Source organism: Vibrio sp. 1751, from assembly GCF_033339895.1.
In the GTDB taxonomy this organism is placed as follows: Bacteria; Pseudomonadota; Gammaproteobacteria; order Enterobacterales; family Vibrionaceae; genus Vibrio; species Vibrio alginolyticus.
In genome coordinates this window covers 1-12,509 of record NZ_JAWOVM010000102.1, presented here as the reverse complement: position 1 = coordinate 12,509, position 12,509 = coordinate 1, and the positions used below count along the sequence as shown (strand labels likewise).

Here is a 12,509-nt window from a genome sequence, read left to right as displayed (position 1 = left end):
CGTTCCAACCAAATGGAAAGTTACCCACTTGGTAGCCATTTGGACCAATATCCCAAGGTTCGGCAATCAATTTGGTTTCACGCAAAATTGGGTCTTGCGCAACGGCTTTAAAGAAAGCTGCTTCTGGGTTGTAATCATCGCCCTGTCGACCTAACGTTGCAGCCAAGTCAAAACGGAAGCCATCGACTTTAAATTCGCTAACCCAGTAGCGCAATGTATCCATCACAAGGTTTAAGGCTGGTTGGTAGGTGAGATCCACTGTATTTCCGCAGCCAGTGTAATTGGCGAAGTGGTTGCCATGTTTGATGTAAAAACAGGAATCGAGGGCCTTCAGGTTGAAAATTGTAGGCCCTTCACCACCTTCAGCAGTGTGGTTGTAAACCACGTCGAGAATCACCTCAATGCCGTTTTTATGCAATTCGCGAATTGTTGTTTTTAATTCCGTAACGGCGTCTTGTTCTGCGTAGCGCGGATCGGGCACCATAAAGAGATAAGGGTTGTATCCCCAATAATTGACCTTTTCCATCTCTAGTAGGTGAGGCTCATGCATGCATGCTGCGACAGGTAGCAATTGCAGCGTGTTGATGTTTTGTTGTTTGTAAAAGGCCAGCATTTCAGGTGATGCAAGACCTAAATAGCGCCCCCTCAGCTTGTCCTCAACCTCTGGGTGGCGTTGGGTAATCCCTTTGACGTGCGTCTCAAACAACACCATCTCTTCTCTGGGTATACGCGGGTGATCCGTGTTTTGCCAGTCAAAATCATCTTCGATAACGACGCACTTCGGCATATCGAAACTTTTGGCTGGAGAGTACGGAGGGTGATAGTGGAGGGCTTTATCTATTGATTTTGCGTACGGATCAGAAATTAACAGTGGCTCTTCCTTGTGGGAGACAAGGTAACCGTATTTTTGCCCCGGCTTAATATCTGGAATAAAAGTATGACGTATGCCAGCGTATTCATTCGGTAAACCGTGAAGCTCGTAGCTGCCATCGTCTGCAAACAATGCCAGTTGAATGTCTTTTACGCCTGGAGCATGAATAGAGAAGTTACAGCCTTCTTTATTCAATGTTGCGCCCAGGGGGTAGGGGCGAGAGAGAAGTCGTGTCATCGGAGATACTTTATTTAATATTTATTGCTACCTTTAGGAAACTATAAGTTAAAAACTTTGTCTTACTAAGGTCAACCACCCTAAATATAAAAATATTCGTGTAATTTAATTACTTTATGTGACGGCTTAGAGTCAAAAATATGAAATGGCTATCACTTTGTAGCGGCTCAAAACCGAACAAACTTACTAATTCCTCCCTAGATTGGTGATCTGACTCGAAAAAACACCATTCGGTAAATTTTCTACTCCCTTCTCATCCCCCTTAAATTAGTTTAGGGCGGAGGAAGTCATCCTTGTACGCCTCGGGTAATCTCACAACTGTTGAAACAAACGGGGATTCGTTCCCATCTTACCTCTCTTTCTTTAGGTGTGTTTTTACTGCCTATATTCACCTAAAAGAGTGAGCAGGGAAGACAGAATTATAAATACCCTTAATGGAGTTAAGAATGAAAAAAGTAAGTGCAATTGCTGCTGCTGTAGCTGCAACTTTAGCTGCTGGTTCTGCATTCGCAGTGGATTTCCACGGTTACATGCGTGCTGGCGTTGGCGTGAACGCTGACGGTGGTCAACAATTAACATTCGAAAAGAACAAGATCGGTCGTCTAGGTAATGAAAGCGATATCTACGGCGAGATTCAACTAGGTAAAGAAGTTTACAACAACAACGGCAAAACGTTCTACGTAGACTCTATGGTTGCAATGACTTCTAACGGTTCAAACGACTGGGAAAGCACTTCTGCTAACTGTGGTTTGGATAACGGCGAAGTGAAATGTGTAGACGATGCACAATTCGCACTACGTCAGTTCAACGTTCAAGCTAAAGGCCTACTAAACTTTGCTCCTGAAGCAACGCTTTGGGCAGGTAAACGCTACTACCAACGTCACGACATTCATATCTCTGACTTCTACTACTGGAACATCTCTGGCGCGGGCGCTGGTGTTGAAGGTATCGAAGCTGGTCCTGGTAAAGTTTCTTTCGCTTGGGTTCGTAACGACCGCGGCGATATCGCTGACCCAGGCAACGATGGTGGCGCAACAAACGTAAACACTCTAGACGTACGTTACGCAGGTCTTCCTCTATGGGACAACGGCTCTCTAGAAATGGGCTTGAACTACGCAATTCTTAACGAAACTGACGCTGCGCCAAACGGCACTAAAGATGCGAAAAACGGCGTAATGTTCACAGCAGAATTGACTCAAGGTCTAGACGCTGGTTTCAACAAAACAGTGCTTCAGTACGGTACTGAAGGTTACTCAAAAACAATGGCATTCTACGGCGACGGTAGCTGGTACGGCGCAGAAGCTGATAACGGTGCATCTGGTTACCGCCTAATCAACTGGGGTGTAATCGGCATGGGCGACAGCTGGGAAATGGGTCACCAGCTAGTGTACGGTGTTGGTGAAGACATGTGGGCTGGCCAAGACAAGTGGGAAACAATGTCTGTTGTTGTTCGTCCAATGTACAAATGGGATGACAACCACAAAACTATCTTCGAAGCTGGTTACGCTATCGACGATAACGACGGCGAAGAAAACAAATACGGTAAGCTAACTGTTGCTCAAGCATGGTCTGCTGGCTCTAGCTTCTGGGCTCGTCCTGAAATCCGTGTTTACGCTTCTTACCTAACGGCTGACAAAGAAGACAATTCAAACACATTTGACAACGGTCGTTCAGACGATACGTTCCAGTTCGGTGTACAAGCTGAAGCTTGGTGGTAATCATCTAACCACTAAGTCCTAAATTGTCCTAGAATGATACAGCCAGAACTTATCTGGCTGTATTTATTTAAAAAACAATAAAGAGTCGAGGTAGACAGTAATGAAAAAATGGCTTGCTCCCGTACTGCTGGGCATGTTGGCTACTGGTTGTGCGTCTGTAGAACAAGTAGAGATGAGTCCAAAAGGTCAGCAACAAGTGATCACGCAATCGGGTGATATTCAATGGGTACCGCTTAACGTGCCTGTGGTTACTGAATTCGCTTTGACTGATAAAAGCCAAATGTTGTTGGATGGTAACAGTGCTGGCGCTATTGCAGCGTTTGCTCTTCCAGGTAACCGTGGCAGTCTCGATATCAAATTAGAGACATTCGTAAGTAAAGAACTTCAATTTTATGCTCCTAATGTCGCAGTGATGAACTCGGCAGGAGAAACCATTTACCAAGCAGATTTTTCAAAGTTTAAGTACGAACCAGCAAAACTGTTGGACAATGATAAATTCGTACTTGATCTCAATGTGATTCCAGACATGACAGGTAACGATCTGCATGTGTTGGTTTACACGACTTCCGCCGATCTAAAAGGAAGTACACAAGTTTTACACCCTGCAAAAGCCTTCGCCATGGCGCGCCACACTCAGCCGCCAGATATTGCAGACCCTCTAGCGAAACATAGCCCACTTGGTCAGTTCCGCTTTTCGGTATCCGCGAATGATATTGTGAATACTAAGATTGTTGCGAAAAACGATAACATTCCCCAAGGTACGGACCTTACTAGCTACTACTACAGCTCAATTGAAGCAGCAGTCGCAGCGAATGATATTCCGAAAGCGCTCACTTTGCTTGATGAAGCAAAAGAACTGGGTATCGAAGGTGCGCAACAAGTGTTTGTGAAAGCCGTAAATAGAAAATAATCAGATAAAAAAGGTCAGCGAAATGCTGACCTTTTTCATAGAAAATAAACCAATAAAAATACCCCTACATAGAGTTACCTTATTCACATAATTATTTTTATTACTTTGTTTTTTATATAGGTTGGATCAATAATTAATGGCAGTTCCTAATTTATTTTGTGTACTTAGGAAATAAACAAACTTCTCGAAGTGATTTAAATTCACAATCTGACGATATTTATTTGGCGTTTGATATTTCCATTTTAATAACGATTAATATTTCTTTTAACCGTTGAGTTTATTTTGCTTTGGATATACTAAAAAGGAATTACGTGAAATGAACATGATGAAGACCTCTCTTGCTGCTGCTCTACTTGTTGCCTTAGTGGGTTGTCAATCGACTGCAGAACCAGAAGCGGCCGCAGAGCCTGTTGTTAATATGTCTCAAGACGAAGTGGTTGCTTTCATGAAAGCGTGTGACAACCCAGATAGCACAGCGAAAGGACCTATTTCTAAACCACTATTTGTGGTGGGTACTTTTGCGGATTCCGATTGGAAACACGTGCCTCAGCGTCAATACACCTACAAAGGGAATAATTTCTACCAAGCCGTGGTTCAAGAAAAAGTAGGCTCCTACAAAATGCAGTATGCGACCGAGTTGTGGTTCCCACAATTTACCGCAAAAGGTAATAGAATGAACGTTGGTGAATTAACACCATTAACATTTGGTGGTTACGGTACGGATACTTCGGTTGATATTAAAGAAGATGGTAAATATGTATGGAGTCTTCAGTTTGAAGGAAAAGGCAAACCTGTTCATGTCATGGTAAATAAGTGCCAATAATATTCAATTCAATTATTTAAAATCTATTTTTATTTATTAACCCCTGCATGAAACACATGTCGGGGTTAATTTTATTACTCAAATTTCCGTAGTTTATTTGAGTAAGTTAGGGAGAATAAAATGCTTAATATCCTACGTAACCATCGCCTGTCTCGATCGTTGCTTGCGTTAAGTGTGATTGGTGCTTTATCTGCGTGTAATTCTTCTGGTGGTGGCGACACTAATAGCAGCACTCCGCTACCGGATACCAGTTATGCTTGCCAAGCCAATGTCATGGCGCAAAGTAACCAACTTCGTACTTATCAAATCATGGTAGAGAGTTTTGTGGATGGTGATGCGAACATTGGTCACGGTACAGGTTATGGCACCAGCCATCATAACGGCGATTTGCAAGGAGTGATTGATTCACTCGATTACATCCAAGATTTAGGGATGAACGCGATTTGGTTGACGCCAGTTTTTGAATCGGAAGCGATAGCGGGCCAAGAACACTGGGCCGATCGTCTGGATGCCACGGGCTACTTTGCAACGGATTACTTCACCATTGATCCACGTTTTGGTGATTTAGAAACGGCGAGAACCTTGGTCGAGGAAGCACACAAACGCGGCTTATACGTGTTTTTTGATGGTGTATTTGGTCATCACAAAGATGGTTTGATCAAACCATCTCCTTCCGGTTTGTTGCCATCGGGATCGAGCAATCCCGTTGATTACCCGGCCAGTCTCGATTTCTACAAAGAAGTGGCAACGTATTGGATCAAAGAACTGAAGATTGACGGCTGGCGTTTAGATCAAGCCTATCAAGTTCCGACAGACGCTTGGACACAACTTCGTAAAGCCGTCGATGAAGCCTCACAAAGTGTGACGTACACCAATAGCAAAGGCGAACAAGTGAATCCGTTGGGTTACATGGTGGCAGAGATTTGGAAAGGGGAGTCTGAAATCGCGAATGAGGCGTATGGATCGAACAGCGGTCCAGCATTGTGCTCTGCGTTTGACTTCCCTATGCGATATCGCATCGTTGAAACTTTAGCCGTGAATGAGAGCGGCGTGGGTGGTCGCGGTGCGGATTGGTTAGACAACGGCTACAGCACACACAATCAATATCCAACACATGCGCAGCCGAATTTGATGATCGGCAACCATGATTTAGTGCGCTTTGGTGACTTGTTACAGCGTGGAAACTTGGCGGATGTGAATGATGCAGAATATTGGTTACGCCATAAAGCCGCGTTTGCTTTCCAAGCGGCGTACACAGGGCCAATCACGTTGTACTACGGTGATGAAATCGGGGATCAAGTGGATGGTTTTGCCGTAAAAGAAGACAACAGCACCTGCGCCATTCAAGGTTTGTGCGATGATCACGTTGCGCGCAGCAGTGCGAAAATTGAAGGCGTGACGGCGACGCTTGATGCAAACCAAGCCGATCTCAAATCTTATGTGACATCGCTGATGACAATGCGTGATGCGCATCCTGCACTTTATCAGGGGTCACGCACGAATTTAGTTGCGAGTAACGGCAGTTATGTGGATTTGAAACAATCTGGTTCGGACAAAGTCTTGTTTGCGCTAAATACCTTAGAGAGCGCTAGAAGCGTCACTCTTACTCAGGAGAGTGTTGGTACTGGTGAGTTGGTGGATTTGCTCACGAATGAAAAAATTACTCCGAGTAATGGTCAATATCAGATTCTGATGTCGCCACTACAAGGACGATTCTTTGCGGTAAAACCTTAAGGAATTATTCAGAATTGATGCTCACCAGTTGAGCTGACCACAAGCTTTCTTATAAACAAGCCAAGTGTTGTTGCTGACCCCCATAGGCGCACACTTGGCTTTTTTCTGTCTGTTTTACTTTTCCCTTAATGGTTTTACGACGATGTAGCCAACAAGTTGCTTCGCTTTTTGTATTGGCGTTTGTTTTCAGCAGATGGATATTTGTGAGATAAGCTGCACATTAAAAAGTAAATTAACACTTGTGCAACGTAAAAATGTGACTGAAGGATTACTTATGCCCCACTAATATGTTTATCGTGTTTGGGATTTATATAACTAATGGAAAAGTATAATGAAATCCATAACGAACTCCCTCTGTCTCCTTGCTGCTGTTAGCTCGCCGTTTGCATATAGCCAAATTATCAACGGTGACTTTGAGCAGTGGAATGGCAATGTACCTACGCAGTGGTCAGAGATTGACGCTGGCATTACAGTGTCGCCAAGCAGCGAGCAAATCAAATCGGGTGGTCTGGCTGCCCAGGTCGTCGTGAATACAGGTACCCAAAGCAACACCGACTTTTTGCAAACCATTAATGTGGAGCAAGGGAAAACCTATCCGTTTTCTGTCTCGGTTTATCATACCGAAGGAAATGTAAAAGCACGTCTGGTGGTTGATGGTTATCACAATTACTCGAACCCACAACAGATAAACCAGTGGCAAGAGCTCGCGCACAATTACACAGCGAGCTCGAACAAGACCATCAACGTCGGTTTGCGTTTTTACGATGAAGCCAGTTTTGATGGCTCAGAAGTTGTCTACGTCGATAATTTTCAACCGACTGAGACGAGTACACAACCTCCTGTAGAAAGTTGTAGTGATCACCAAGTGGTCTTGACTCTCACAACAGATAATTATGGTTCAGAAACCAGCTGGACGTTAAAAAACAACCAAGCCGAAGTACTGTTTTCTGGTCAGGGATATGAGTCAGCAACCACCATTGAAAAGAGCATGTGCTTAGCTGACGGTAACTACCAATTCACGATTCAAGACGAGTATGGTGACGGCATTTGTTGTGGCAGTGGCGCGGGGTCGTACATTCTGACTGAGGGAGATAAGACTCTTGCTTCTGGCGCTGAATTCTCGAAAAGTGAAACCACCGATTTTACGTTAGGTGACTCAACCACGACCCCACCAGTGGTTGATGGTTACTATCAAGCGGCATCTGGTAAGACGGGCTACGCTCTAAAAACGGCGCTGTTTAACATTATCAATAATCACTCCAGCCGAGGTTATTCTGCGGTGTGGACCTTGGTAAAAGATGCCGATATTGATCGTTATTACGAAAATGATGGCTCTATTCTCGATATGTATTCTGAAAAGCCATCTGGTAGCGATACAGTAAGCTTTACCAAAGTCACAGACCAATGTGGCCAATACAAAACGGAAGGGGATTGCTACAACCGTGAGCACTCTTTCCCGAAAAGCTGGTTTGGCGGTAAGGTTGAGCCGATGAACTCAGACGGTCATCACTTGTTTGCAACCGATGGTTATGTAAACGCGAAGCGCAGTAATTGGCCATTTGGTGAAGTGGGCACCGCGACCTACGTGTCTAGTAATGGCTCTAAACTTGGCCAAGCAAGCACTAGTCTGGGCTACTCCGGTATGGTGTTTGAGCCGATTGATGAGTTTAAGGGCGACTTCGCCCGTGCTTATTTCTACATGGCGACCCGTTATGAAAATGTTGTAGGTAATTGGGAAGGTAATTCAAGCAATGCGGATGCTGTCCTTGATGGTTCAAGTTCGACGGTTTTTGAACCCTGGGTGTTAAACATGCTGAAACGTTGGCACAAAAATGATCCCGTTAGTGAAAAAGAACGAAACCGCAATCAACAAGTGTTTGATTTTCAGGGCAATCGTAATCCATTCATTGATCATCCTGAGTTTGTTGAACAGATTTGGGGAAACTAACACCTTTTTGATTTTGGTATCCACCATTTAGTGACGCCAACAAAACAAAGGGGAAGCGTGATGCTTCCCCTTTTTCATTACGGATGTTTTTAAATGAAACTAGTTTTTCGTTACCGTCACGATTGGCGCCGACTTGTCAGCCGCGTTGAAGTGGAAGTTGTAATTTCCTGCTTCTGCAATCGCAATTTTCAGGTTTGCACTACCGCCACCGACTTCCATCGTTAGCGCTTTACCAAGCTCAACACTGCCTTCGCCACCGAAGTTGGTGTCTGCTGCCCAGTCTGCGCTCGCAACTTTCATCTCGTAGTTGCCCGCCGCTAGGTCAATGTCTAGCGAATAAACGTCATTTGCAACATAGCTGAACTTCGCTGTTGAGTCTTGTGCTGGAGCATCCCATGTAGTAATAGTGCCACGTAAGTAAAGTGCTGTTTCACCGAATGTTGGTGCATCTGCTGACTTGGTCACTGACACGACCGGTTTTTCTACGCTTTCATCTTGAACATGCAGCGCGTTCAGAGTGAAGTTGTACTTACCTGTTTCAGCAACAGACAGCTTACAGTTACCTTCTGAACCTAATTCTAGTGAACCAGAAGCTATATTCGCAGCATCACAACCGATGTTTGGATTTGCCCAACCAGAGTCCGCGAATTTGAACTCGTGTTCACCAGCTTCAAGAACGCCAGTTACAGAGTACATACCGTTGCCAATAAAGGTCATCGCCCAATCACTGCTATCAGACCACTCGTTCATGGTGCCTTTCACGTAAACAACGGTTTCGCCGTAAGGAGGAATACTCGATACGTCTTTGTTATCCGTGTTTACTGGTAGGCCAGCACCTTGCGCGCCGTTTTGTGGCTGCACGAATACCGCTGTTGTCAGTGCTGGTACTGTGAACGTTTCATTGGTGAAGCTTGCACCTTTGACGATGTCATCCGCAGAGTTTTGTTGAACTTCATGCAGTTCGAAACCAGTTGCGCCAGCAACTTTGAAAGATTTCTCAGTTGATGTTGAGTTCACAACGGCCACGACAGCTTCGTAGTTCGAATCCAAATCGGCACCCGCTGATGTACCATCGTCGATAGACATCACAATCAAGCCTTCCACTTGGTCTTTCCCTACGTTGCGGAAGTCCACACGGTTCATCACTTCTTGCGCGGTATCTAGGCGGAACAGTTCGCTTGTGCTACGGATTTTAAGTAGCTCTAGGAATTGTTGCTTAGTCAGCTCGATGTCGGTTGAATCTGGTTTCGCCGTGCTGTCACCAACGATGGTTTTGATCAGCTCCCAGTTTGCACCGTCTTTGTCTTCACGTGGTAGACCAACGTTCCAGTTATTGTCGCTTCCGTCGAAGAATACACGGTTGAACCAGTCACCAGAATCGTACGAGTCGCGCTGCATAGATTTAGAGCGCAATAGCTCAGAACCCATGTGGATGAATGGAATGCCTTGACCAAGCATCACCGTTGATAGGGACACAGACTGCATACGTGCACGCTCGGCAGATGAAGTGCCTGTCGCAATCTTGTAGGCGTTGTTATCCCACAATGTTTGGTTGTCGTGCTTAGACACGTAAGAGATGTTCTCTGATGGCACTTTTGTGTAGCCTGCAGGCGCACCATTGTAATCAACGTTCTTACCCAGCTTGGTTTCGCCTTTGTAATCAAGAAGGATGTAGTCAGCCAAGTTACCAGCCATACCTAGACGAACCAGATCTTGGTTGTGTAAACGACCATTCACCGACTCTGCGTCAGTTTTGGTTTCTTCGTTAGGGTAAGCGGCGTTACCAAAGCCTTGGTTAAAGCGAAGTGGGTGCTTACCTTCAGAATCTAAACCGCCATCAAACGGGCTTCCGCCACGAACTGCGTCACGCAGACGATCAGAGAAAGTACCGATTTCTGTCCCCGCCATGTTGACTTGTGTCGCCTGATCGAAGCGAGCGTTTTGCGCGACTTCACCAAAGTCCCAACCTTCGCCGTAGAACAAGGTATTCGGGTCAATTTCACGGACTTTTTCAAGTGCGTAAACCATCACATCTTTCGGCTGGTGGCCCATAAGGTCAAAACGGAAACCATCGACTTTATAGTCATCCGCCCATACCATCAATGAGTCAACCATTAGTTTACCCATCATCAAGTTCTCGGTTGCGGTGTTATCACAACAGGTTGAGTTTTCGACTCCGCCAGTGTTGACGTTTAGGCGGTGGTAGTACCCAGGGACAATCTTATCCAGTACTGATTTTTCGTTCACACCAGATGCATTTGTGTGGTTGTACACGACGTCCATGACCAGTTTCAGATCCATTTTATGCGTCGCTTGAACCATTTCGCGGAACTCTAGAATACGCTTAGACCCGTTAGGATCGGTCGCATAACTGCCTTCTGGCACGGTGTAGTGGTAAGGGTCGTAACCCCAGTTGAAGCTGTCTAGCATGCGAAGATCGTTCATCAACGCTTGTGCTTTGCCCGTTGTTGGGTCGTAGCTATTTAATACCTCTTCAATCACTTTGCCGTCATCTTCGGTCTCACAAATGGAGGCTTCTGGCTTGATGCCACAAAGTTTACCCACGGTGTCGGTGATATCGACTCGCTGGTCAGAGTCTTCATCCACGGTTGCAATATCAAATGCAGGCAAGATATGTAGCGTTGTTAGGCCAGCATCTTTTAAAGCTTGCAAGTGAGATACAGACTCACGCTCAGGTTCTGTAAGCGCCAGATATTTGCCATCAAGACTTGGTGTGCCTTTGCTGTCGTTAAAGCTGAAATCACGAATGTGTGACTCGTAAAGGACGTGGTCTTCGTCTTTTTTAACCGTTGGGCGTGCGTAGTTTTTCCAATCTTGAGGCATTAAGCTTGGATCATCTAAATCAACCACTTGCGAGTATCGTGAGTTCTTAGACAAGCTCATTGAATATGGGTCTGTTACCAAACGCGTTTCAACGACGCCAGTTGTTGGGTGGTATACCTTAACTTGGTAGCGATAGTATTTGTTGACAACGTTGCTTTGTGCCTCAGAAACCCAGATACCTGTTGCTGGGTCTTCCGTCATGGCAACGGTCGCTTCTTCTGCTAAGTTTTCATCGTAGATTATCAGATCAACATCTTGGGCAGTTGGTGCCCATAGTTTGAAGGTTGCGGCACCGCCTTCCACAATCGCACCGAGTTCTTGACCGATCGCGTTACCTGTCTTGGAATCGGCAAACACCGCATCCAAAACGCCCGGTTTTTGCACTTCAGTTGCAGAAATGACGTCACCATTTGCGTTGTAAGCCACCATAACGATTTGTGACTTCAGGATCGTACGCAAGGTTGCGTCATCGACATCGATACCCGCAGCTTGAAGGCTAGCAAGGTGACGGAAGCGTGATTTTAGTCCATCAGATAGCTCACCAGCTTTTGTCAGCTCAACCGCAGTACCGCCAGAGATTTGCTTGTCTTCATCCATTTTGATGTCATTGCTAAGGCTGTAGAACAGCTTCATGGAATCCGCACTGGTCGCCGCTTCCCATGCAATGGTGTTGGCGTCTAACCAATGGGCTTTTTGACCATCAATATCAACAGGGCGCTCTTCTATTGGCTCGTAGTAAAGTTCACTGCTGCCGTGGAAGCCAAACAAACCTTTCGATTCGCCGATTTTCGTCAACTCTACTTTTGAGTTTGCGCTGCCGAACGCTTTCTCATCACCTTTGTGCAGAATGAAGTTCATGCATTCGTGTGGGTCAGAGGCGTCTGGGTTTATTTTCAGTACGTAGTAAGCACCGTAGGTGTCGTTGATGCCATCGAATGGGTGTGGCGCAGACCAATCCGTTCCTGTTCCCGGAATGCCCATTGCGTCTAAATCTGTGCTGGTACAGCCCTCACCGTTCCATAGGTGCAAGCCCCAACCTTCGTAGTCGCTTGCTGTTGAAGCTGATGCTACGTCACGTTTGTAATAAATGACGACTTCGTTCTCTCCCGCAGGGTACAAGCCTGAGCCAGGGTTCGTCGTATCTTCGTTCGTGCTATCACTACCACAACCGCTGATTACCGCGACGGAAATCAAAGGCAGTACGGTTTTGGCAATTGTTGATAATTTAAATGTCTTATTGTCCACGTTTACAAATCCATTGTTATTGAATTGATATTGAGCTGCGCGCTGCCTTCGCTGACTCAATCATCAAGAAGGTTTTGCACACGCTAGAAAGGCAGATGCCAAAAAAGGAAATGTTCAACTAGATGCTAATACACTGAATCATCAGCAAAATGTGAGAGCAGGCTGTTAAGTTTTTTACA

At 45.5% G+C, this 12,509-nt stretch carries 7 protein-coding genes; 5 read left to right on the top strand and 2 right to left on the bottom strand.

Translation table 11 applies throughout. The features are described 5' to 3' along the window. The coding region (locus R7041_RS20495) for an alpha-amylase family glycosyl hydrolase (protein WP_318128701.1) at nucleotides 1-1,108 on the bottom strand (1,108 nt) is incomplete at its 3' end. Between the two features lie 446 nt (nucleotides 1,109-1,554). On the opposite strand from R7041_RS20495, the gene R7041_RS20490 reads away from it, so the two are divergent. The 5 genes from R7041_RS20490 (at nucleotide 1,555) to R7041_RS20470 (ending at nucleotide 8,241) form a co-directional block, all read left to right on the top strand. Further along, a complete protein-coding gene (locus tag R7041_RS20490) occupies nucleotides 1,555-2,826 on the top strand; it encodes a maltoporin (protein ID WP_005374784.1) in 1,272 nt (423 codons plus the stop codon). 100 nt (nucleotides 2,827-2,926) lie between these two features. Beyond that, a complete protein-coding gene (locus R7041_RS20485; RefSeq protein ID WP_005374786.1) occupies nucleotides 2,927-3,736 on the top strand; it encodes a MalM family protein in 810 nt (269 codons plus the stop codon). A 316-nt stretch (nucleotides 3,737-4,052) separates the two neighbouring features. After that, nucleotides 4,053-4,559, top strand: a complete 507-nt coding sequence (locus R7041_RS20480) for a hypothetical protein (RefSeq protein WP_005374788.1) — start codon at nucleotides 4,053-4,055, stop codon at nucleotides 4,557-4,559. 120 nt (nucleotides 4,560-4,679) lie between these two features. After that, on the top strand, nucleotides 4,680-6,293 hold the full coding sequence (locus R7041_RS20475) for an alpha-amylase family glycosyl hydrolase (RefSeq protein ID WP_064369580.1): 1,614 nt from the start codon (nucleotides 4,680-4,682) through the stop codon (nucleotides 6,291-6,293). Nucleotides 6,294-6,624: 331 nt separating this feature from the next. Beyond that, nucleotides 6,625-8,241, top strand: a complete 1,617-nt coding sequence (locus R7041_RS20470; RefSeq protein WP_064369581.1) for an endonuclease — start codon at nucleotides 6,625-6,627, stop codon at nucleotides 8,239-8,241. Nucleotides 8,242-8,340: 99 nt separating this feature from the next. Here R7041_RS20470 and pulA read toward each other — a convergent pair whose 3' ends face one another. Further along, on the bottom strand, nucleotides 8,341-12,330 hold the full coding sequence (gene pulA, locus R7041_RS20465; protein WP_206949170.1) for a pullulanase-type alpha-1,6-glucosidase: 3,990 nt from the start codon (nucleotides 12,328-12,330) through the stop codon (nucleotides 8,341-8,343). Nucleotides 12,331-12,509: the final 179 nt, after the last annotated feature.

Excerpts from the sequence above, each read along its gene's own strand:
- R7041_RS20480 (WP_005374788.1), top strand. The coding sequence starts at position 4,053 with ATGAACATGATGAAGACCTCTCTTGCTGCTGCTCTACTTGTTGCCTTA.
- R7041_RS20470 (WP_064369581.1), top strand. The coding sequence starts at position 6,625 with ATGAAATCCATAACGAACTCCCTCTGTCTCCTTGCTGCTGTTAGCTCG.
- R7041_RS20490 (WP_005374784.1), top strand. The coding sequence starts at position 1,555 with ATGAAAAAAGTAAGTGCAATTGCTGCTGCTGTAGCTGCAACTTTAGCT.
- R7041_RS20485 (WP_005374786.1), top strand. The coding sequence starts at position 2,927 with ATGAAAAAATGGCTTGCTCCCGTACTGCTGGGCATGTTGGCTACTGGT.
- R7041_RS20475 (WP_064369580.1), top strand. The coding sequence starts at position 4,680 with ATGCTTAATATCCTACGTAACCATCGCCTGTCTCGATCGTTGCTTGCG.